The sequence below is a fragment of the Nodularia spumigena CCY9414 genome (assembly GCF_000340565.2).
Taxonomy (GTDB): domain Bacteria; phylum Cyanobacteriota; class Cyanobacteriia; order Cyanobacteriales; family Nostocaceae; genus Nodularia; species Nodularia spumigena.
Genome location: NZ_CP007203.1, coordinates 3,182,313 through 3,204,894 on the forward strand (window position 1 = coordinate 3,182,313; position 22,582 = coordinate 3,204,894).

16 protein-coding genes, 1 tRNA gene and 1 pseudogene are annotated in these 22,582 nt (G+C 41.8%); 10 read left to right on the forward strand and 8 right to left on the reverse strand.

Annotated elements, in window-relative coordinates; all coding sequences use genetic code 11:
- Nucleotides 1-1,283 (forward strand): tetratricopeptide repeat protein (locus tag NSP_RS13800; protein ID WP_017804156.1); only part of this gene is annotated, 1,283 nt, incomplete at its 5' end.
- A 423-nt stretch (nt 1,284-1,706) separates the two neighbouring features.
- On the opposite strand, the gene mnmA is transcribed toward NSP_RS13800, so the two are convergent.
- Nucleotides 1,707-2,762, reverse strand: coding sequence for a tRNA 2-thiouridine(34) synthase MnmA (mnmA, locus tag NSP_RS13805; RefSeq protein ID WP_006197715.1), 1,056 nt, complete (start codon nt 2,760-2,762; stop codon nt 1,707-1,709).
- A gap of 434 nt (nt 2,763-3,196) precedes the next feature.
- Between mnmA and NSP_RS13810 the strand changes: the two are divergent.
- The 3 genes and pseudogenes from NSP_RS13810 to NSP_RS13820 all read left to right on the forward strand — a co-directional run bounded on the left by NSP_RS13810 (nt 3,197) and on the right by NSP_RS13820 (nt 7,339).
- A pseudogene (locus NSP_RS13810) lies at nt 3,197-4,575 on the forward strand (RNA-guided endonuclease TnpB family protein).
- An 88-nt stretch (nt 4,576-4,663) separates the two neighbouring features.
- The gene (locus NSP_RS13815; RefSeq protein WP_231859471.1) at nt 4,664-5,719 is read left to right on the forward strand and encodes a hypothetical protein; all 1,056 of its coding nucleotides are present in this window, start codon (nt 4,664-4,666) and stop codon (nt 5,717-5,719) included.
- 63 nt (nt 5,720-5,782) lie between these two features.
- Nucleotides 5,783-7,339 (forward strand): bifunctional ADP-dependent NAD(P)H-hydrate dehydratase/NAD(P)H-hydrate epimerase, encoded by a 1,557-nt coding sequence (locus NSP_RS13820; RefSeq protein ID WP_006197711.1) that lies wholly within the window; start codon nt 5,783-5,785, stop codon nt 7,337-7,339.
- A 504-nt stretch (nt 7,340-7,843) separates the two neighbouring features.
- On the opposite strand, the gene NSP_RS13825 is transcribed toward NSP_RS13820, so the two are convergent.
- The 3 genes from NSP_RS13825 to NSP_RS13835 form a co-directional block, all read right to left on the reverse strand.
- Nucleotides 7,844-7,915 (reverse strand) — tRNA-Lys (locus tag NSP_RS13825).
- 71 nt (nt 7,916-7,986) lie between these two features.
- Complete coding sequence (locus NSP_RS13830; RefSeq protein WP_006197710.1) at nt 7,987-8,595, reverse strand: hypothetical protein; 609 nt, start codon at nt 8,593-8,595, stop codon at nt 7,987-7,989.
- Between the two features lie 141 nt (nt 8,596-8,736).
- Entirely contained in the window at nt 8,737-9,324 is a 588-nt protein-coding gene (locus NSP_RS13835) for a thylakoid membrane photosystem I accumulation factor (RefSeq protein ID WP_017804157.1), read from the reverse strand.
- 294 nt (nt 9,325-9,618) lie between these two features.
- Between NSP_RS13835 and NSP_RS13840 the strand changes: the two genes are divergently transcribed.
- Entirely contained in the window at nt 9,619-10,956 is a 1,338-nt protein-coding gene (locus NSP_RS13840) for a Mur ligase family protein (RefSeq protein WP_017804158.1), read from the forward strand.
- Nucleotides 10,957-11,138: 182 nt separating this feature from the next.
- On the opposite strand, the gene NSP_RS13845 is transcribed toward NSP_RS13840, so the two are convergent.
- Entirely contained in the window at nt 11,139-11,918 is a 780-nt protein-coding gene (locus tag NSP_RS13845; RefSeq protein ID WP_006197707.1) for a hypothetical protein, read from the reverse strand.
- Between the two features lie 368 nt (nt 11,919-12,286).
- On the opposite strand from NSP_RS13845, the gene NSP_RS13850 reads away from it, so the two are divergent.
- Complete coding sequence (locus NSP_RS13850) at nt 12,287-13,105, forward strand: type 1 glutamine amidotransferase (protein ID WP_006197706.1); 819 nt, start codon at nt 12,287-12,289, stop codon at nt 13,103-13,105.
- A gap of 169 nt (nt 13,106-13,274) precedes the next feature.
- On the opposite strand, the gene typA is transcribed toward NSP_RS13850, so the two are convergent.
- Entirely contained in the window at nt 13,275-15,065 is a 1,791-nt protein-coding gene (gene typA, locus NSP_RS13855) for a translational GTPase TypA (protein ID WP_042202599.1), read from the reverse strand.
- A gap of 232 nt (nt 15,066-15,297) precedes the next feature.
- Between typA and NSP_RS13860 the strand changes: the two genes are divergently transcribed.
- Entirely contained in the window at nt 15,298-16,590 is a 1,293-nt protein-coding gene (locus NSP_RS13860; RefSeq protein WP_006197704.1) for a serine/threonine-protein kinase, read from the forward strand.
- Nucleotides 16,591-16,635: 45 nt separating this feature from the next.
- Here NSP_RS13860 and NSP_RS13865 read toward each other — a convergent pair whose 3' ends face one another.
- Together NSP_RS13865 and NSP_RS13870 are read right to left on the reverse strand one after the other, a co-directional pair.
- Entirely contained in the window at nt 16,636-17,205 is a 570-nt protein-coding gene (locus tag NSP_RS13865) for a Uma2 family endonuclease (protein ID WP_006197703.1), read from the reverse strand.
- A 288-nt stretch (nt 17,206-17,493) separates the two neighbouring features.
- Nucleotides 17,494-18,510 carry a ribose-phosphate pyrophosphokinase gene (locus tag NSP_RS13870; RefSeq protein ID WP_006197702.1) on the reverse strand — a complete coding sequence of 339 codons (1,017 nt, stop codon included), beginning with the start codon at nt 18,508-18,510 and terminating at the stop codon, nt 17,494-17,496.
- A gap of 616 nt (nt 18,511-19,126) precedes the next feature.
- Here NSP_RS13870 and NSP_RS13875 point away from each other — a divergent pair.
- The 3 genes from NSP_RS13875 to NSP_RS13885 all read left to right on the forward strand — a co-directional run.
- The gene (locus NSP_RS13875) at nt 19,127-20,833 is read left to right on the forward strand and encodes a serine/threonine-protein kinase (protein ID WP_006197701.1); all 1,707 of its coding nucleotides are present in this window, start codon (nt 19,127-19,129) and stop codon (nt 20,831-20,833) included.
- A gap of 104 nt (nt 20,834-20,937) precedes the next feature.
- Nucleotides 20,938-21,612 carry a dethiobiotin synthase gene (bioD, locus tag NSP_RS13880; protein ID WP_017804159.1) on the forward strand — a complete coding sequence of 225 codons (675 nt, stop codon included), beginning with the start codon at nt 20,938-20,940 and terminating at the stop codon, nt 21,610-21,612.
- 507 nt (nt 21,613-22,119) lie between these two features.
- Nucleotides 22,120-22,582, forward strand: a 463-nt coding sequence (locus NSP_RS13885) for a M20 metallopeptidase family protein (protein ID WP_017804160.1), incomplete at its 3' end; no start/stop codon positions are given.

The following is a 22,582-nucleotide window of genomic DNA, read 5'->3' on the forward strand; positions in this document are numbered from 1 at the left end:
GTGACCAAGCTTTAGAACGCTACGAAGATGCTTTAAAATTCTACCGCGATATAGGCGCTCGCTTGGGTGAAGCTAATACATTAAAAGCCATTGGCGATGTTTTGCAGTTTCTCAAACGTAGTGACCAAGCTTTAGAACGCTACGAAGATGCTTTAAAATTCTACCGCGATATAGGCGCTCGCTTGGGTGAAGCTAATACATTAAAAGCCATTGGCGATGTTTTGCAGTTTCTCAAACGTAGTGACCAAGCTTTAGAACGCTACGAAGATGCTTTAAAATTCTACCGCGATATAGGCGATCGCTTGGGTGAAGCAAATACATTAAAAGCCATTGGCGATGTTTTGCAGTTTCTAGACCGACGTGACCAAGCTTTAGAACGCTACGAAGATGCTTTAAAATTCTACCGCGATATAGGCGCTCGCTTGGGTGAAGCAAATACATTAATAGCCATTGGCGATGTTTTGCAGTTTCTCAAACGTAGTGACCAAGCTTTAGAACGCTACGAAGATGCTTTAAAATTCTACCGCGATATAGGCGATCGCTTGGGTGAAGCAAATACATTAAAAGCCATTGGCGATGTTTTGCAGTTTCTAGACCGACGTGACCAAGCTTTAGAACGCTACGAAGATGCTTTAAAATTCTACCGCGATATAGGCGCTCGCTTGGGTGAAGCTAATACATTAAAAGCCATTGGCGATGTTTTGCAGTTTCTCAAACGTAGTGACCAAGCTTTAGAACGCTACGAAGATGCTTTAAAATTCTACCGCGATATAGGCGCTCGCTTGGGTGAAGCTAATACATTAAAAGCCATTGGCGATGTTTTGCAGTTTCTCAAACGTAGTGACCAAGCTTTAGAACGCTACGAAGATGCTTTAAAATTCTACCGCGATATAGGCGATCGCTTGGGTGAAGCTAACGTTCTGCAAGAGTTTGGTAAATTACAACCAGAACCCCAAGCAGCACTAGAATATCTCCAGTCAGCCCAAAACCTCTACACCCAAATTGGCAGTGTTTATAGTCAAAGTCGTAATTTGCTGTTTATTGCCGATGTCCAGTTAAAAATGGCAGATTCCGATGCTGCAATTAATTCCTTAAATAATGCAATTGCACTCGCCAGCACCATTAACTATGCACCGTTACAAGAATCTGCCCAAAATCGCATAGCCGAAATCAACTCAGCCTCATGGAAAGATAGACTCAAGAATTTGTTTGAACAACGGTGGTTAAAATTGGCGCTGTGTTTTTTGCTCGGCTTAATTACTTTTCTGCTGCTACGCCGCTAAACACAAAATTAGTCAGGAATATTTTTGCTGAAAAGGGTATATATGGGCGCACCTTTTCCATTATTTATATAGTACACTGTCAACTCATCAAAAGTCAACAGTCTCAGCCCAAATTAAAGCCATTGGAATTTCCGACTTTTCACGCGGTGGAAACCTAACCCCCCAACCCCCTTCCCTACAAGGGAAAGGGGAGAATTCAAAGCCTCTCTCCTACAAGGCTACGGTGTACACACAAGTCTTATCAAGTTGCCTAACAGCGTTTCGATCCCCCCTAACCCCCCTTGAGAAGGGGGGAATTAGAATCAAAGTCCCCCTTTTTAAGGGGGATTTAGGGGGATCAGATCACTTGTGTGTACACAGTAGCTCCTACAAGGAGAGAGGTTTGGAGAGAGGTCTTCTGTGATTAAATTGCGCTGTCGAATCTTAGCTAAATTGTTCAATAATCCCGCCACCTAAGACTTTATCGCCATCGTACCAGACCGCAGCTTGTCCGGGGGTGATGCTGAATTGCGGTTCATCAAACACCAAACGCACACGGGAATTTTCCAGAGGAATCACCGTCACTGGTGTGGGGCTAGAACGATAACGAATTTGTACTTCGGCGCGAATGGGTGTGGATGGTTCAGCCATAGAAACCCAATTTACTTGATTGACTGTGCATTCTGGTTGAGTTCCCTTGGTGCGATCGCCTACAACCACTTTATTATTAACTGCATCTAATTCAATCACATACAGAGGTTCAGCCGCCGCAATTCCCAAACCTTTGCGCTGTCCAATAGTGTAGTGATGGACACCATCATGCTGTCCCAAAACTTTCCCAGCGACATCCACAATATCCCCCGGTTTGGGCGCAAGATATTTATCCAGAAATGCCCGCATGGAGCCGTTACTTTCCACTAAACACAAATCTTGACTTTCTGGCTTATTTGCAGTGGTTAACCCGTATTCAGCAGCAATGCGGCGGGTGTCGGCTTTATCGAGTTTTCCTAGAGGAAATACTGTTGCTTTTAGTAACTCTTGAGACAAATCATATAGAAAATAAGATTGGTCTTTGTTACGGTCAACAGCCCTTAATAACTGGTAACGTCCAGTAGCTTCATCATAGTTAATTTGAGCATAGTGACCAGTAGCAATGCGATCGCAGTCTAACTTTTCACGAGCATACTGCACCATAGGCCCAAACTTCACCGTCTTATTACACTGAGAACAAGGCAGAGGAGTAATCCCAGCGCTGTAACCAGTCACCAGGAAATCGACAATCTGGGTTTGAAAGACCTCACGAATATCCACAACTTCATGGGGAACCCCCAACTGTTCACAGATATCAGCCGCGTCGATCATTCCTTCAGAGCAACATTGACCCTTACCTTTCATTAGCCAAAGAGTCAAACCAATTACTTCATAGCCCTGATGATGCAGAATAGCTGCGGCGGTGGAACTGTCAACACCACCAGAAAGACCAACGACGACTTTTTTCATATACTTAAATCTTTTTAAGCTATTGGCTGTCAATAAAAATCCATTTTCAACAGCTTGATGGCAAAATATTAATTTTACTTTTTACCTAGAGTTGAATGCAATCCCAGCCACACTACAGTTGCGGGACTGTCCAATTATAGCACATATATCTTCAAAGCCTTGCTAGTCAAGCACTTCAGTTCCTTAGTAAACCCACCGTAAATTTTACCTAATTTTTAATGTATTTGTTGCCACTTGAACATACTACATTTTAACTGTTACGCCGTAAGTCCCCCACTGAATTTGGGAAGGACGAATCAGTGGTGGGATATAAGGTGGATGTATGTTCGCGTAGCGGCACGTAGTGCGGAATCACCAATGATTTTATTTGATTAGACTACTTTACCGCAATATCAACTTGTGATAAATTATTCCAATCAAGGAGGTGATGTTAAGTGTTACACAAAGCTGTGCAAGTCCGTTTGTATCCATCAAAAGAACAAGAAATACAACTAGCTCAAACATTTGGTTGCGCTCGTTGGTGGTGGAATTACACTCTAAATCAGTCAATTGAAACTTACAGAGAAACGGGCAAGGGACTTAGCCGTGTAGCACTCAACGCGTTTCTTCCGGCGCTCAAAAAGGCAGAAGAGACTGTATGGTTAGCCGATTGTTATAGCCAAGTTTTACAGGCAACAACACTCAATCTAACCACAGCATACAAAAACTTTTTTGAGAAGCGTGCTGGGTTTCCTAAGTTCAAATCTAAGCATGGTAAACAGTCTATTCAGTATCCTCAACACGTCAAAATTGTCGATGGCAATGTCAAACTTCCAGGCAATATTGGCATAGTCAAAGCCAAAATACATAGGACTATTGAGGGGAAAATCAAGACTGTAACTGTATGCAAAACAACATCAGGTAAATATTTCGCATCTATCCTGACTGAAGTAGAAGGAGAAAATCCAACTATTACATTCGGTAAGATCCAGGACTTACGCAAAATTATGGAAAAACGAACCACGAAGGACACGAAGGACACGAAGTTAAGAAGGTTTCAGAGAGTTCTTGCGTAAGTCCTAAGATCTATGGTATTGATTTAGGTTTGAAGCACTTTGCTGTTGTAACTGATGGTGAAAAGGTTTCTAAATATGATAATCCTAAGCACCTTGCCAAGCATGAGAAAAACCTCAAGCGTAAGCAGAAAAAGTTAGCCCGTAAACAAAAAGGGAGTAGTTCAAGAAATAAATATCGTAAAATTGTCGCTAAAGTGTATGAACGAATTAGCAATTCTAGGCAAGATTTTCTACATAAACTGAGTTATAAGTTGGTCAGCGATAGCCAAGCTGTCATAGTAGAGAATCTTCATGTCAAAGGCATGGTTTGTAATCACAATTTGGCGAAGGCAATTTCTGATTGTGGATGGGGAACGTTCACCAATTTTCTAGCCTATAAGCTAGAGCGTAAAGGTGGAAAGTTCGTTGAAATTGATCGATGGTTCCCCAGTTCCAAGCTCTGTTCTAATTGTTTCTATCAAGTGCGTGAGATGCCATTGGATGTGAGGGAATGGACTTGTCCTCATTGTGGTACTCATCATGACCGTGATGGAAACGCAGCGCTCAATATTAGAGCCGAGGGGATCAGAATGCTTGCATTGAGCATCTCGACTTCGCTCGATGGAACCGCAGTCGAAATGATCAAGGCGGAAGGTTCAGCCGTCTCTGCTGTAGGAGGGGATGTCAGACCAAAGCTGGGGCGAAAGTCTAAGTTGCGGCATTCCCCTGTGAGTACAGAAGCCGACACTGTACTTGGTACTCCAAGTCAGTGTGGGTAGTTCACGCTAACACTATAAAAAAGATAACTGCTACGATACTGCATTTATTCCTTCCTGAAAGAAATTATCTAGGGTTCTTGTTACTACTATGTACAATCACATATCGGGTAAATTTACTGCCTTTGGGATTATGTCCTTATTATTGGGAAGCTTTTTGGCGCTGATTCCCCAAAGTAGTTTGGCACAAATATGGGTTAATAACACAGTGGCTCAAATTTTACCCCCAGTACCTAATGTTGAATCAATGCCAGGAGTAGAATTTCAGTATCAGCAGAACTTTCAGATATATCAACCACTGGAGGTTAATCAATATAGCCAGAATTTTCAGAGTTACTCCGTAGTGGTTAATAGTAGTAACACTCAGACTTTGCAGCAAATACGCCGCATTGAACCTACAGCTTATATGCGTCAGTACCAAGGACGTTCTGTGATTCAGTCAGGAACTTTTCGTCAAAGAGCTAATGCAGAAAATCGGGTCAGAGAATTACGCTCATCCGGTATCAATAATGCACAAATCGTTGGCTTTGGTACTGGACAATCAACTGATTGGGGAAGTTTACCGCCAGTACCTAATTTTGACTCAATGGGAGGAGTAGAATTTGGGTATCAGCCAAACATTCAGCCCTTCCAAGCACAGAATTTTCAGCGTTACTTAGTATTGGTTAATAGTAGTAACACTCAGACTTTGCAGCAAGTACGCCGAATTGAACCTACAGCTTATATTCGTCAGTATCAAGGACGTTCTGTGATTCAGGTAGGAATTTTTAGTCAACTATTTAATGCTGAAAGTCGGGTGAGAGAATTACGGTCATTCGGTATCAATAATGCACAAATCATGAACTTTAGTGATGGTCAAGGAACTGATTTTGTAACTCCTGGACAACAGCCAATGCCAACTCCCCCCAATTCGAGACAAGATTCTGGCTATTATGCTGTGATTCCTGCCGATTCTAGAGAATTACCTTTTATTGCAGATAATATTAGGCGTACTAGCCAACAGTATGCTCTTGTGCTGGAAAGAAAACGACCACGGGGTTCACACGTCGCTGTAGGACCTTTTCCGACACGGAAAGTTGCAGAGTTATGGAATAAATATCTGCTAGAAATAGGATATGGTAACTCTAGGGTTTACTACGGTAGGTGAATTACAGCAGTTTTCGGGTGAAAACCTCAAATTTCTGGACTCAAAGCTGAGGACTCAGGACTGATGCAAGATAGACAAGCACAAGTTTCACAAGTGGTAGTCACCGCTAGGCAAATGCGGGATGTTGAAGGGCGCATCTTTGCTGCAAGAATGCCTGTGGCGGCTTTAATGGAAAAGGTGGCGGGATTAATTGCTCTTCGTGTTCAGCAAGTGGAAGGATCTCGTGTCGGGATTTTGGTCGGTCCTGGTCATAATGGTGGTGATGCTTTGGTTGTCGCTCGTGAATTATACTTTCGCGGGTATGTAGTTTGGCTATATTCTCCTTTTTCTCAGTTGAAGGAGTTAACTTCGCAGCATTTACAATATGCTCAAAGTTTAGGTATTCCGTGTTATCACGATGTTGAGCAATTGCCTGATTGTGATTTTTTGATTGATGGCTTGTTTGGTTTTGGTTTAGAAAGACCAATTACTGATCATATTGCTTTGGCAATTAATCAACTAAATCAATGGAAACAGCCGATTTTGAGTATTGATATCCCTTCTGGTATACACACTGATACAGGTGAAGTGTTAGGCACTGCTATTCGGGCGACTCACACGTTTTGCTTGGGTTTATGGAAGTTGGCTTTTTTGCAAGACCAAGCTTTAGAATATATTGGCAAAGCTGAGTTAATTGATTTTGATATTCCTTGGGCTGATGTGGAAGCTGTTTTAGGGGATACACCCAGAATTAAACGCATTACCCCAGGAACAGTAAAATTAACTTTACCTTTACCTCGTCCACCAGTAACGCATAAATATAAGGAAGGTCATTTACTGCTGATTTGTGGTTCCCGTCGCTATGCAGGGGGGGCAATTTTAACGGCTTTGGGTGCGCGTGCTAGTGGTGTGGGTATGCTTTCAATTGCTGTGCCAGAATCTTTAAAGCCGCTTTTAGTATCGCATTTGCCGGAGGCTTTAATTATAGGTTGTCCAGAGACGGAAACGGGAGCGATCGCACATTTGCAATTACCCCAAAAAACTGATATGAGTTCTTTTAATGCGATCGCCTGTGGTCCTGGTTTAACATTAGATGCTACCCCCATTTTCCCAGAGGTGATTTCTAGCGAAGTTTCTTTAGTTCTCGATGCTGATGGTTTGAATATTTTAGCACAGATGGGAACCATACCTACATTAAAAAAGCGTCAAGCACTAACAGTTCTCACACCCCACACAGGGGAATTTCAGCGCTTATTTCCCGATATTGCTGACCCTAAGCAGGACAGGGTAAAGGCAGTCCAGGAAGCGGCTGTACAAAGTGGGGCTGTAGTGTTATTAAAAGGGGCGAGAACTGCGATCGCTAACGCCCAAGGTGCAATTTGGATTAATCCCGAAAGTACACCAGCTTTAGCCCGTGGTGGTAGTGGCGACGTATTGACAGGGTTAATAGGCGGATTATTAGCACAAGCAGCAACTAAAGAAATTCCTGTAGAAGATATTGTAGCAACTGGGGCTTGGTGGCATTCTCAAGCTGGTATTTTAGCAGCCCAAGAACGCACAGAATTAGGTGTAGATGCTTTCACCTTGACACAATATCTGATGAAAGTTATCAGTCAATTACCTACACTGGGTTGGGGTTAAGTTCCCAGGAACAACCGTAACCCTTTCGTTTTATGCCCACTAGGTGAAAATTTCCGTAAAAATGCGGTAATTTCTGAGTCTGAAGCTGCAATCTTCCTGCAAGCTGGAGTTAGTTAGCATCTACTCTGAACTCCTATGCAATGTTATTGTTGCCATGCAATAGCAATTTGAAACAGCCGCTTAAATTTATTGAATAGCATTTAAACCACACTAGCTTTAGCTGCATCTAAAACAGCCAATATCATCTTGTATGACTATTTCTACCTGAAACTTAAAGCAGAGGCATTACAGGCGAGTGTGGCGTGAGTAGTTATGTGATCAACCTATGTGCTAAAGCTTGATAAATTATTCGGATAGGTTAGCAATAAATCAATAGTTGCAGGTTATATAACAATGAGATGCAATAACTTTATCTCAATCGACTATTTACCCTAAGTAGCAGTTTTCAGGATAAAATAAGGTTAAGTGAAAGAAAAGTCAGAGAAAACCACAAGATTTTGATAGTGGGTGACCTGAGACTCGAACTCAGAACCAGCAGATTAAGAGTCTGATGCTCTACCATTGAGCTAGTCACCCATGTCCAGAAGTAAACCATAGCATATTTCTGGTAGATTTGCAAGAAAAGAACTAGAAAACAATTAAGTTAATTAACCAATGGGATGATTTCCGGGATTTACAGCGTGAATTTGCTCACTTCCCGATTGCGGTCTTCCGCGTTTGTAACGGGCTTCTTCTGGTTGACCCCATCCTAGTTGCAAAATCATTTCCAGAAAGTTAGAATTTTCCCACTTCCATAAACTCGCCCATTCGGTGGTTTGAGCAATTCTTTCCACATCAGGCTGGAGAATTTTTTGGTGTTGTTTATTGTTGTTAAAACTCAAGTACAAATCCATCCCCGCAGTGACTTCATACCAAAATTCTAATATGGTATTTTTGGAGGCTTGAATTATTTCCAAGTCTGTGCTAAGGGCAATTAATTCGGTATCGACTTCTGGATAATGTAAGGTTTTACCCTTGACTGTCATTTCTCTCCAGACAATACCTGATACTTGATTTTCTTGTTGATAATCGTGAATGGCAGCTTTAAAATCTTGATAGGCGGTGAATTTTTGCAGCCCATCAGTTTTGATAAACTGGTCAATAACAGGATTACCAGAAACTGTCACCTCTAATTTTAGGCGTTTTCCTGTGAGACAGGCTTGGCGTTCATCTGCCAAAATTTGAATTAACTCTTCGGAAGTATAAACCTTTGACATCAGAACACACTCTAGTAATGATTAGTCATTAGTCATTGGTCATTGGTCTTTAATTTTCATATTATCGCTTTTCCTTTAGGGGAATGCAGTATCAGAGAAAACTAAAAATCAGGGCAGACCAATTTGGTCTACCCTAAGAGGTTATTCGGCTAACTCACTACTAAATTCGTTGAATGAACGTCGCTGTAATGGCAAAGATTCGGCGCGGGGTAATAAATCAAACGCTTCTCGAAATTTATCGTCTATTTCTTCGTAAGGTACTTGTCCTGTTTTATTTAAAAGTACTTGACCTGATTTATCAAAGACTACAACTTGAGGCACAGCCCCAGAATAATAGTATCCTGGTTCAGTGGGTTCATAAGTTTGTTTAACAGGGATGGTATCCACATCTATGGGGATAATTTCTGCGGCTCGTCCGTAGAATTCCTGAACCTGTGAAATGGAAATAGCGTATTTTTTACAATCAGTGCTGTCATCGACATAAAACGCTAAGAATACAGGCTTATTTTCTTCTAAGGCTTTTGCTAAACTCTGTCTGGGCGGAACCAGCGAACCATTGCCAGCATAAATCACGAAAATGTTACCATCATAAACATCATCATTAATACCAGCAAGTGCAGGTTGTATATTTATCATCAATAGACAAGCAAGCAACAACAAGCATTGGGACAGTCTTCGCCGCCAGCCCGCAATTGTTTTATGTAAAAAAAGAAACTTTATGCTTTTCATCAAACGGAACCTTGCAAGCTATTAATTTTCATCAGTTTGTGCTGAATTTGTCAAACTGGGCTGGATATGTATTTACACTCAAGCACTATATTTTAAGATAACGCTTAGAGGTATGGGAGTGGGGAAGCCGCAAGGCGGAAGTCAAAAGTCAAAAGTCAAAAGTCAAAAAGTTGTTATTATGGGCTTTTCGTTAATTTTAGATAATTGTGCTATTTACCCTGTGCTGTACTAAGTAGATTAAATTTGTCAATTAAAGATTATAAATTAGGAACCGCCAGAAGTTAAGGTACGGATGTGGGAAATAAAATTCAACTTATAGATAGACTGCGACTCGGTTTCGCGGTGTCAGTGGCTAAAAGTGTGACGTTTATAGTAAAGTCGCTGCGTCTGGGTGCTGCTAGTGTATTACCAGGGTCAATTGCGCGTCGTATTGAACCCCGGTTGTTGGAATTATTGAGTCAGCAAGTTAAAAATGGGGTAATTCTCATTGCTGGGACTAATGGCAAAACTACCACAGCGCTGCTTTTATGTACAATTTTAGAACGCCAAGGTTATCGTATCGCCCATAACTCTACAGGCGCAAATCTGGAAAATGGCTTGATGACTGCGTTGATAGAAAATACTACCTTGCTGGGGACGTTGAATGTTGACTACGCTATTCTGGAAGTAGATGAGAATATTGTACCCAGAGTTTTAAAACCTCTCCAGCCGAGGATTATTCTTTGTTTAAATTTATTCCGCGACCAATTGGATAGGTATGGGGAAGTAGACAGCATTAGTAAGCGCTGGACGAAGGTGATTTCTACTCTCCCACTGGAAACGGTGGTTATTCCCAATGCTGATGACCCGACTTTATCTTATCTTGGTCAGCAGTTACCCCAAAAGGTGTTATTCTTTGGGATGAATGAACCAGAACATTATTTGGAAGCTATTCCTCACGCTGTCGATTCGATTTATTGTCCTAGTTGTGGACATTCTCTCGATTATCAAGGTGTATATTTGTCCCATTTGGGAGATTTTACTTGTCCCCAGTGTGGTTTTAGCAAGAGTAAACCGACTCTAGAAAGCAGCGAATGGTCACAGATTTTGGTGGGTTTATATAACAAATATAATACTTTAGCGGCTGTGACTGCGGCAAAAGAGTTAGGCGTTGAGGAAGCGATAATTCGAGATGCGGTTAACAATTTTCAAGCTGCTTTCGGTCGGGCTGAAGATTTGGTAATTAATAATAAGCGGGTGCGGATTTTGTTATCAAAAAATCCGGTGGGGACAAATGAAACCATTCGCGTCGTGACTGAAAGCAGCGATAAAACTACACTTTTGGTTTTAAACGATCGCACGCCTGATGGTACTGATGTATCATGGATTTGGGACGTAGATACAGAAAAGTTAGTCCAACGGGGAGGAACTTTAGTTGTGAGTGGCGATCGCGTCTATGATTTAGCGTTACGTCTGCGCTATAGTGAAAATGCGGGTGAGAGTACGCTTAATTTAATTGTAGAAGAGGATTTGCGTCAGGCGATCGCAACTGCCTTAAAGCATACCCCAGAAAATGAAACCCTCCACATTCTCCCCACCTATTCCGCCATGTTAGAAGTGCGAGAAGTTCTCACAGGTAGAAAAATTCTCTAACACGATATTGTGTTAAATTCTCCCCTCTCCTTGATAAGGAGAGGGGTTGGGGGTGAGGTTCCTTATACTAAATTACTCGTCCTGGAACCCTTAGAAATCGCACCTACACAGACAAAACTCACCTGCGTGGGTTCATATTCTCCCCTCTCCTTAGTAAGGAGAGGGGTTGGGGGTGAGGTTTCTTATACCAAATTACTCGTATTCGGAACTATGGGAAAGAAAGCATATTCATACCAAGCAGTCCAAATAAAACTTCTTATCCATCTTTGATATTTTTCAGGACTAATTTCATAGTTAAATTCTCCCTCAGATATATCAATAGAGGATAAATGAGAATTACAACCACAACCATGATGATAGGTAAAACCGTATTTAGAAGCGATGCTTTGCACTTTCATTTGGATAGCAAAAACTTTTCCTGCGTGTAACACAGCATCCCAAGAACGCTTGTGTACGATATCTCGTTTATCAAAGCGTAAAGCCCGTTCTTCAAATACATGATCTCGGTAAATTGGCGCTAAATGTACATGATAGAAACTAGCAGGTAATTCATAGCCAAACTCATTAAAAAGTTCCATCCCAATGAGGGCGACTTTTACCTCATCTGTATATTCTCTTCCCTTCGATTTCACATCTTCAAGAATTTGGGAAAAATTGGGATAGCTATCAATTAAAAAGTCATGTCCGTAAAATTCTAAGGTTTCATAACCTAGTTGTCCAAATAGCTGAGAAAATGCCGATTTAAAATGAGCTAATTCTGGACGTTCATTAAATAGGTCTACATCACCCTGCGCCAGTTTATATTGGAATAATTGCGCCATTTCCACATAAATTTTTGGGTTCTCAAGTCCTACATTTGCTACTCCTGCGGCTATATCTTGCCATATAGGAGGTAATTGCTCAATAGGAACCGCATTTTCAGAAGCAATTACGGCAATATTAGGAGCTTCAATAACTTGCATAAATAATCTCCATTTAGACTTAAAATCAGCATTTAATTACAATACTCGACTTTTAATAATTTATAATTAAAATTTGATAAATATTTTTGAAGTAAGTTTTATGACGATTTAAATTGTGTAAATACAATGCATAATCAATACTTTGTAACTCTCGTGACAATGTAACCAAAAAAACTGTTACATAAAATACGAAATTATCACAAATGAGATATGCTGATTTCACACTTCCAGATGCTTGCACAGTATAATACTTTAGCCAATGATCGGATGTATAACGAAAACAAGTAAAATTCCTCTTCCTTTTCTCGATATACACCGGATAATTACAGTATATGTTGATAAAAATTATTAGTTATGTGTGAGGTTTTATGAGTTCGGAAAATTTAGAATTAATAATTGGCTGGTTGTATCCTACGCTGATGAGTACCTATGGCGATCGCGGTAATGTGATTACTATCCAACGTCGCGCCCAGTGGAGGGGGTATAATGTCCAGGTGGTAGCACTGGATCAAAATTCCACAGATGCGGATATTCAAGCTGTAGATATTATAGTTGGTGGTGGCGCACAAGACCGTCAGCAGGAAATCGTCATGCGTGATTTGCAAGGGGCGAAAGCTGATGCTATGCGGGATAAAATCGAAAATGGCACACCAGGAGTTTTTACCTGTGGTTCTCCCCAACTGCTGGGTAAATATTATGAACCTGCTTTGGGACAACGCATTGAAGGTTTAGGTATCCTCGATTTAGTCTCTGTTCATCCTGGTGAAAATACTCAGCGCTGTATTGGTAACTTAGTTATTGAAGTTACAGCTTCTCGTCTGGCGCAGGAATTAGAAGACATGACGGGGAGTAAACCTTATTTAGTCGGTTTTGAAAATCACGGGGGACGCACTAAGTTAGGGAAGGTGGAAGCTTTGGGGCGTGTGGTGTATGGCTTGGGTAATAATGGTGAAGATGGTACTGAGGGAGCATTTTATCAGAATGCGATCGCCACTTATTCCCACGGTCCGCTATTACCAAAAAATCCTTTCGTCGCTGACTGGTTGATTCAAACGGCGTTGCGGCTAAAATATCAGGAACATATATCATTATCACCCTTAGATGATAGTCTAGCTTTACAAGCGCGATCGGCAATGTTACATCGCTTAAAGGTCAGTTTACCAAATCCCGCCATAGCCAAAGTTTAGCAAAAAAAACTCCCTTCTCCTTGCTTTCGCATAGCGTCTCCCTTTGTGAGGTTCTTCTATTTAGGAAAATTTTGTCCACAGATGAACACAGATAAACACTGATGAACACAGATAATTTATTAAAAAACTCCCCTCTCCTTAGTAAGGAGAGGGGTTGGGGGTGAGGTTCTTACCGTTTAGCGAACTTCTTCGTTACTTTCCGCAAACGAATCGAATCAGGTGTAACTTCCACCAATTCATCAGGACCGATGTATTCCAAAGCCCTTTCTAGACTCATATCTATTGGTGTTTGCAATTGTACCAATTCCTCACCACCAGAAGCACGGTGATTGGTTAACTGCTTCGTCTTACAAACATTCAATTCCAAATCTTGAGGACGATTATGTTCACCGATAATCATGCCTTTATACACTTTAGTACCTGGAGTGATAAAGAATGCGCCTCTATCTTCCGAGTTTTTCATCGCGTAGAAAGTCGAAACACCTTCTTCAAAAGCAATGAGAACGCCTTTGTTCCGGGCTTCAATTTCACCAGACAGGGGACGATAATCATGGAAACTGTGGTTCATGATTCCTTCACCACGAGTCATCCGCATGAATTCACCCCGGAAACCAATCAAACCACGGGCGGGAATAATAAACTCTAGTAGAGTGCGTCCGTTTCCAAGTACCTGCATATCTTGCATTTCGCCTTTGCGTTGTCCCAGGCGTTCAATACAGCTACCAACAGCATCTTCAGGTACATCCAACGCCAGGAGTTCAAAAGGTTCGCAAGGTTGACCGTTGATTTCTCGGAAAATTACCTGTGGTTGAGATACTTGGAACTCGAAACCTTCACGGCGCATGGTTTCAATTAAGATACCCAAGTGTAATTCACCCCGACCGCAAACTTGGAATTTATCGGGAGAATCAGTTTCTTCGACTCGGAGGGCGACGTTAGTTTCTAATTCACGGAACAAGCGATCGCGTACTTGTCTAGATGTCACCAGTTTACCTTCCTGACCAGCAAAAGGTGAATCATTTACCCAGAAGGTCATTTGTAAAGTGGGTTCATCCACCTTAATTAGTGGTAAGGCTTGAGGTTCGTTGGGGTCAGTAATCGTTTCCCCAATATAAGCATCAGCGAAACCAGACACAGCCACAATATACCCGGCGGTGGCTTCTTCCATTTCCACCCGCTTGAGTCCTTCAAATCCCATCAATTTGGTAATTTTGGACTTGACAATTGTACCATTTTCTGTTACCAAAGCCGCTTGTTGTCCAGCCCGGATAGTACCATTGTGGATTCTACCAATTACAATCCGTCCCAGATATTCAGAATAATCTAGGGTAGTAACTTGCAATTGCAAAGGCTTGTTGATGTCGCCGACAGGAGGTGGAACGTGTTGCAGAATCGCATTAAACAGGGGCTGCATATCTACCGCTTCTGCTTCCATGCTTTCCTTAGCGAAACCGCCCATCCCGGAAGCAAACAGATAGGTAAAATCACACTGGTCTTCATCTGCGCCTAATTCCAGGAACAGATCCAAAACCTTATCCACAGCAACGTGGGGGTCAGCTTGGGCGCGGTCAATTTTGTTAATGACAACGATGGGGCGCAATCCTTTTTCCAACGCTTTCTTCAATACAAAGCGCGTCTGAGGCATAGGGCCTTCGTTAGCATCTACAATTAACAGACAACCATCTACCATGCCTAGTACCCGTTCCACTTCGCCGCCAAAGTCGGCGTGTCCTGGGGTATCAACAATATTGATTAAGGTTTCTTTGTAACGAACGGCTGTATTTTTAGAAAGAATTGTAATACCCCGCTCCCGTTCTAGGGTGTTGGAATCCATGACACAATCCGGAACGTCTTCACCTTCTCGGAAAATACCAGATTGTTTGAGGAGCGCATCAACCAGGGTAGTTTTGCCGTGGTCAACGTGGGCGATAATGGCGACGTTGCGAATTGGGAGCGTCATAGGAGCTTTTAGTGAACTCAAGAGGGGGTTTTCAGATTCAATTTTCAATGCTCAGTTGCTCTAACAGAATTGTTTATGTTTAGCAAATTCTGTAAAGAACCTTTAATAATTCTAGCGTAATCTACACAATTCCGGGGGGTTTTCTTTCGGCTCTTCAAGAATAAATAATTTTTTTGAGAATTTTTTCTATAAACGTGTCACAATTAACACCAAATTTGTAGACTGGCAAATCATGGCTTGGGTATCAGGACAGCAATTGCAGGGCGGTAAATACCTAATTGAGCAAGAATTAGGCGAAGGTGGATTTGGAATCACTTATCGTGCTAAAGATAATAATGGGCGATTAGTTGTAATTAAAACCTTGAATGAGCAAGTGCAACGCCGTCCTGATTTTGCCAAGTTTCAGCAAGATTTTTTAAATGAAGCCATCAAATTAGCTAGATGCAGTCATCCTCATATTGTGCGTATATATGAAGTGATTCATGAGGATGTGCTGTGGTGCATGGTGATGGAATATATTGATGGGGAAGATTTAGCCAGTCGGGTGGAGAATCAAGGTGTTTTGTCGGAAGCGGAAGCATTACGCTATATTCAGCAAATTGGCGAAGCACTAATAGTAGTTCATAATCAGGGCTTACTGCATCGGGATATCAAACCACAAAATATTATGTTGCGTTCTGGTAAATCAGAAGCAGTGTTAATTGATTTTGGCATTGCGCGGGATTTTAGCCCCAATTTAACACAGACGCATACACAACTTTTATCTGATGGTTTTGCACCAATTGAGCAATATGATAAGCGAGCAAGACGAGGTGCTTACACTGATGTTTATGCTTTAGCTGCAACGCTATATTATATGTTAACGGGAGAAGTTCCTACAATGTCTCCCATTCGGGCGATTGGTACGCAATTAACAGCACCAAAACAGATTAATTCTAGTATTAGCGATCGCCTAAATCAAGCAATTCTCCAGGGGATGGCGTTAAAACCAGAAAATCGCCCTCAGTCAGTACAGGAATGGTTGAAATTGTTAGATTTTAATCCCACAATTCCACCGCTAAACTTTGATTATTATAAGCTGCATAAATTACTGGCAAATGGTAACTGGATAGGTGCAGATATAGAAACTAGCAATCTCTTGGTTTCTATAGCTTGTCCCAGAAACGGACGCTGGCTTGACTCGGAATCAATAAAAAGAATTCCCTGTGAAGATTTACGTATAATTGATCAACTTTGGATACATTACAGCAATGGACTTTTTGGCTTTAGTGTCCAAAATCTTATTTGGAAGCGTGTGAAAGGAAATATAGATGAATTTGGTAATAGTGTTGGTTGGCGTGTGAATAACTCATGGATTAAATACTCTCAATTTACCTTCAGTCTTGATGCTTCAAAAGGACATTTACCATCATATCTAGAATTTTTAGGCTTTGTATGGAAGCCAGGGTGGTTTGGTGATTATTGGTATGGTGATTTGAGTCGAGTATATGCTTTAGCCTCAAAACTGACACAGTGTAATCTTTAATCCTTTTATTCTTTGATTCCTCTGAACCATTAAATATAAGCTTGATTATCTCACCTTCAACCAACTAAATATATCACTTGCTTGTAACTGCCAATCTGTCAACACATCGAGAACAGGTAATATATCATTATTGTATTTAACTTCAGGTAATTGATGCGGTTGAAATACCATCACCGATTTATCATTAGGGTCAATAAACCAACCTAATTTAGTCCCCTGGTTAATACAGAAAATAATTTTATTAATTACATGATTAGGAGATTGGTCAGGGGATAAAATTTCAATTGTCCAATCTGGATAACTTTCAAACCTATTGGCAATTTCTCCATCTGCATCAGTGGGGATGCGTGACCACTCAAACACACCAATATCTGGAACTAAAGAACGTCCCCCAAAGGTGCAGCGTAACTCGGTTAACGCTAACGCTTTTTGCTGGGGTTCACCCACCTGATTAATACTAGTTGATAAACAAGTTTGAATTCTGCTATGTTTTCCCTGGGGCATTAGTTTTTGATAGATGCTGCCGTTGATATATTCACTAGCTGGTTTAGTTTCTGGTAATTGCAGAAATTCTGTGAGAGAAAGCTGGGAATTTACCTGAGTCGAAAGTGCCATCAGCAAGTACTCCTAAACTAATTTTGGCAAATAAATAATCAGCCGTAATGCAGCCTCAAATTCACACCTTCATTTTAGTACGGACATCCGCTATAATCTTACTCTCTTTCTCCGTGTCCTCTGCGCCTCTGTGGTAGCCTGCGGCAAGCCGCTAGCGCGTCTACGTTTAAAAATAGACCTCAACACCAGCGAATAATAAAAAATGAAGGCTGAAGGCGGAAAAATCCATACTTCAAACTTCATATTTTTTGATACCAAATTGTAACTACAAAAACAGTATTGTCTTTGTTAACGGAACATACTACTTACTGAAGTATCTTCGTGAATACGCCAGATGGTTTCACCTAAAAGATTAGCCACCGAAAGCACCACTAATTCCGGAAAGCGATCGCATTCTGGTATAGGTATCGTATTGGTGACAATCACTTCCTCAAACAAACCACTTGACAAACGTTCCTTTGCAGGTGGCGAAAACACAGCATGAGTGGCACAGGCATATACTTGACTTGCACCTTCTTGACGCAACAACCGTGCGCCTTCGCTAATTGTGCCGCCAGTATCAATCATGTCATCCACCAAAATGGCTGTTTTACCCTTGACATCACCGATGACATTCATCACTTCAGCCACATTATGAGCCTGACGACGTTTATCGATAATGGCCAATGGCGCATCATTCAGCTTTTTAGCAAACGCTCTGGCGCGTGCGACACCGCCGACATCGGGAGAAACTACCACAATGTCAGACAGTTGCTTACTAGCCAGATAATCGAAAATTACAGGCGAACCGTAAACATGATCAAAAGGTATGTCAAAATAGCCTTGAATTTGCGCCGAGTGCAAATCCATAGCCAAAACCCGACTAGCCCCAGCTTTAGCAATTAGGTTAGCCACCAATTTGGCCGTAATTGACTCTCGTCCTGCCGTTTTGCGGTCAGCGCGAGCATAGCCATAATAGGGAATTACTGCGGTTATCTGTCGTGCAGAGGCGCGACGACAAGCATCAACCATAATCAGCAATTCCATTAAGTTGTCGTTAACCGGTTGACAAGTTGGCTGGATGAGATAAACATCACAACCGCGAATTGATTCTTGAATTTGAACGTATAGTTCTCCATCCGCGAACCTTTTGCGAATCATTGGCCCCAAGTCCATACCCAGGTAACGAGCGACTTCTTGAGACAGTGGTACATTGGCAGAGCCAGAAAATAGCCGCAGGCGATGATTTTCAGTCAGTCCTGTGGCAGCTGGTTGCACCTTTAAACTTGCAGAACTCAGCACAGCAGAACCTCGATGTGCATTCATGGCAATATTATCATTAGATATTTAGTAGATTTAACTGAAATGGCCTAAAAAAACATCTGTGAGTTTTCTTAAAGCTTTCATCCAAACTTTAAACATTTCTCAATATAATTATTTTTGGCTCATGTTGTAGTCCTTTTGGTGAACAAACCATTGTTGGAACAGAGACAGTAGCAACACTGGCGCATAAATTCCTCAAGGAAAATTGAATATTTGCTGAATACACTATGATACTAGCTGCAAAATTATAAACTAGCAGACTAGATTTTTGATACTAAATCACCCAAAAAATTCTTAGGTGTGGCGAATTTAGCTGGTGTGAGTTGTGATGCTTGAAGGCTGATGCTATCTCTACATGGTGGTTTTCACGTATGGACTCTTTACTCATGAACCCACAAAAAACGCTGAGATTAATCTCCCGCAGGTAGTTAGTTAATTGGACTCAGAGTAGATTTTTGCCATTTTTCACACATACTTACTGATAAAAAAGTGGAAAAATAGAGTTAAATAAGTCTTAAAAGACTTACTTAGCACGTACTAACACGGAATTTATTACCTCCCTGCTGGAATTTATCTTTGTAAGTTCGTTCTTCTCTAGCTGCTATTACATTAATTAATCATGCAAGCACCCATTACAGTTGGTTCTATCCTACAAAACCGTTATCGGATCATCGACACTCTCGGACAAGGGGAATTTGGTAGAACCTATTTAGCAGAAGACCAGCGCCGCTTTGACGAATTGTGCGCGCTTAAAGAATTGATTTCAGCCACCCAGGCTGATGCTTGGGAGAAAGCACAAGAACTTTTCCAGCGAGAAGCTGCAATTTTATATCAGATCGAACATTCACAAGTGCCTAAATTTCGGGAAAAATTTGAGGAAGACCAACGTTTATTTTTAGTTGAGGACTACGTTGCTGGTAAAAGTTATCGGACTCTGCTGAGTGAACGCCTAGCTGCTGGTCAAACTTTTACTGAGGCTGAAGTATTGCAGTTGATTTGCTCGTTGCTGCCAGTTTTAGAGCATATTCATAGTCGAGGGATTATTCACCGGGATATCTCACCGGAAAATATTATTTTGCGCGATGGCGATACCAAGCCAGTGTTAATTGACTTTGGACTGGTGAAGGAATTAGCAACGCGTTTACAGTTTCCCAATAGTACAACCCCAATCACCAGCGTGGGGAAATTAGGCTTTGCTCCCATTGAACAAATGCACACAGGCGAAGCTTACCCTCATACTGATTTGTATGCACTGGCGGTTACAGGGATAGTTTTGTTGACTGGTAAAGAACCAACTGATTTATTTGATACCACCCAACTAACTTGGAATTGGCAAGAGTTGGTACAGGTGAATGCACAATTTGCCCAAGTTATCAATAAGATGTTAAGTCATCTACCAGGCGATCGCTTCTATAGTGCGGCGGATGTGATTCAAGCATTACAAATTCTGCAAAAACCCAGTATTCCGACTCCAGAACTATCCCAAGTCCAAACAATCGCTGTCGGTGGTCGTCCCGACTCAGTACCACCCCCGGTTATGCCTCGCCAACATGAGCCAGTAATTCCACCCAGTCGCTCTAGTTCAATCTTAGATAGTCCATTAGCACTTGGGGCGATTGGTAGTGCAATAGTCATTTTAGCGGGTGTTGGTTCTTGGGCATTGGTCAGTTCTATCCGCAATCAGCCCACTGAACCACCAAATGCAATACCACCACAAACTTTCCCGTCCCCAGTGGTAAATGGCGAGGAAACACCAACACCAGAACTACCAGAAGCAACGCCAGAACCCACACCCACCAGTGTTGAACCTGTGATATTTAGTAAGCGTCTGATTTTGAATGCATCTGATATCACCACAGTTGAAGACACGATTCAGGAAAATCAAATCATTCAGTACACATTTTTTGGGAAAGAAGGAGCCAAGTTAACGGCATTTATTGACCAAGGAAGTGGCATTTTGCTCACAGTCTTAAATGGAAATCAAGAACCAGTTGAGACTAATGCTCAGGAAGTTACAAGTTATGAGGGAATATTGCCGAATACTGGTAGATATATTATTCAGTTAATTCCACAGCCAGAAATTGCCGCAAGTGATTACAGTCTCAATGTGAGATTAGAAAACCCGGTTATACCAACACCGACAGAAACACCCACGCCAACTCCGACACCGACAGAAACGCCAGCGCCAATTCCTGTTCCCACCCCGACACCCACAGAAACACCTACAGAAGAAACGCCATTTCTCACTCCAACACCACCGCCTATACTTAGACCAAACTTTGGCGGGGAAAATAACACCCCTACTGATAGCACGCCACAATTATAAAGCAGGCTTCTGAAGTTCTTAATTACGAATTACGAATTCCTAACTACGATGTATTACAATTGATCGCAGTGTGCATATTTAGAAAGTAATCACCGAAGAGATTGTTGAACACATTACTGATTACTGGTACTGATACGGAGGCTGGCAAAACTGTTTTAACTACAGCGTTGGCAGCCTATTGGCAAAAGTATTATCCGCAGCGTAGCTGGGGAATTATGAAACCGATTCAATCGGGGATAGGCGATCGCGAATTATATCAAAAGTTATTTTCTTTACAGCAATCGGCTGAGGAAATTACACCTTTGTCTTTTACAGCACCCCTCGCCCCTCCCATCGCCGCCGCGAAGGAAAATCGGAGTTTAGATTTAGGTGTGGTGTGGCAAGCTTTTTCTCGATTGCGATCGCAGCGTGATTTCGTTCTGGTAGAAGCTTTGGGTGGTTTAGGTTCACCGATTACGAATGAGTTGACAGTGGCTGATTTGGCGGGAGATTGGCGTTTACCTACGGTATTAGTAGTCCCAGTCAGATTAGGTGCGATCGCGCAAGCTGTAGCCAATGTAGCATTAGCTAGGCAATCAAAGGTAAATCTTAAAGGTATTGTGCTTAATTGCGTACAACCCCGTACAGATGCGGAAATCGCCGACTTGACACCATCAGACTTGATTCAATCCCTAACTCATACGCCAGTTTTAGGTTGTTTGCCTTATTTAGATAATTTAGAAGATTTGGATAAACTCGCTCAAGTAGCATCCCATCTCGATTGGGAAAGATTAAGCTGATGTAGCCTTTGACTCGCAAAGTCTCCCCTCTCCTTCTCCCAAAGGGAGACGCTACGCGAAAGCAAGGAGAGGGGTTGGGGGTGAGCAAGTCCTAAGTTGACAATTTCATAGACAAAACTATACTTATATTGACAAAAATCAATATATATTTTAGGAAAAAATCAACTACTTGATATATAATACGGTGATATCAAGTATTGAATTGAGACTATTGCCGACGCGAAAACCAAGCAATGATGGTGGTAGTCTTTTTCAGAAACTTAATTGGAACACAATCGCGTCTGGCTAAGGCGTGAAAGTCTACTGAGGGATAACTGCTCCCATGCTCCCGTTGAAGTAGAAAGTAAAGTCTAGTTTTGTCTAGGTTTTATATAGCAGGTTAGTGTATTGAATTAAATCCGCATTCCCCAAAAAACACAGATGAAATATTCACGCTGAACTCTTTGAGAAAGATTAAACTTGGAAAATAATCTCAGTTAGCTTTACTCAAACGAGCTTGTTTTGATCATGGTTTCCACTTTTCCCAACTCTTCTGTTGATTTATCTCGCGTTCGTCTGGAAATTCGCTCATTGCAACCGCAATTGGTAGAGTGGCGGCGGCGACTGCATCAAAAACCAGAGTTGGGGTTTAAAGAAAAACTCACGGCTGAGTTGGTTTCGAGCAAGTTGCAAGAATGGGGAATTGAGCATGAAACAGGGATAGCTCAAACTGGTATTGTGGCTATTATTAAGGGAAACAAACCCGGTTCTGATAAAGTGTTGGCGATTCGGGCTGATATGGATGCTTTACCAATTCAAGAACTGAATGAGGTTCCCTATAAATCGCAGCATGATGGAGTGATGCACGCTTGTGGACATGATGGACATACTGCGATCGCACTTGGTACAGCATACTATCTTCAGCAGCATCGGCACAACTTTAGCGGTACAGTTAAAATCATCTTCCAGCCAGCCGAAGAAGGGCCAGGCG

Coding starts and splice junctions, on each gene's coding strand:
- NSP_RS13835 (WP_017804157.1), bottom strand. CDS start 9,324: ATGAAAAGCATAAAGTTTCTTTTTTTACATAAAACAATTGCGGGCTGG.
- NSP_RS13845 (WP_006197707.1), bottom strand. CDS start 11,918: ATGCAAGTTATTGAAGCTCCTAATATTGCCGTAATTGCTTCTGAAAAT.
- NSP_RS13870 (WP_006197702.1), bottom strand. CDS start 18,510: ATGAATGCACATCGAGGTTCTGCTGTGCTGAGTTCTGCAAGTTTAAAG.
- typA (WP_042202599.1), bottom strand. CDS start 15,065: ATGACGCTCCCAATTCGCAACGTCGCCATTATCGCCCACGTTGACCAC.
- NSP_RS13815 (WP_231859471.1), top strand. CDS start 4,664: ATGTACAATCACATATCGGGTAAATTTACTGCCTTTGGGATTATGTCC.
- mnmA (WP_006197715.1), bottom strand. CDS start 2,762: ATGAAAAAAGTCGTCGTTGGTCTTTCTGGTGGTGTTGACAGTTCCACC.
- NSP_RS13875 (WP_006197701.1), top strand. CDS start 19,127: ATGCAAGCACCCATTACAGTTGGTTCTATCCTACAAAACCGTTATCGG.
- NSP_RS13865 (WP_006197703.1), bottom strand. CDS start 17,205: ATGGCACTTTCGACTCAGGTAAATTCCCAGCTTTCTCTCACAGAATTT.
- NSP_RS13850 (WP_006197706.1), top strand. CDS start 12,287: ATGAGTTCGGAAAATTTAGAATTAATAATTGGCTGGTTGTATCCTACG.
- NSP_RS13820 (WP_006197711.1), top strand. CDS start 5,783: ATGCAAGATAGACAAGCACAAGTTTCACAAGTGGTAGTCACCGCTAGG.
- NSP_RS13830 (WP_006197710.1), bottom strand. CDS start 8,595: ATGTCAAAGGTTTATACTTCCGAAGAGTTAATTCAAATTTTGGCAGAT.
- NSP_RS13860 (WP_006197704.1), top strand. CDS start 15,298: ATGGCTTGGGTATCAGGACAGCAATTGCAGGGCGGTAAATACCTAATT.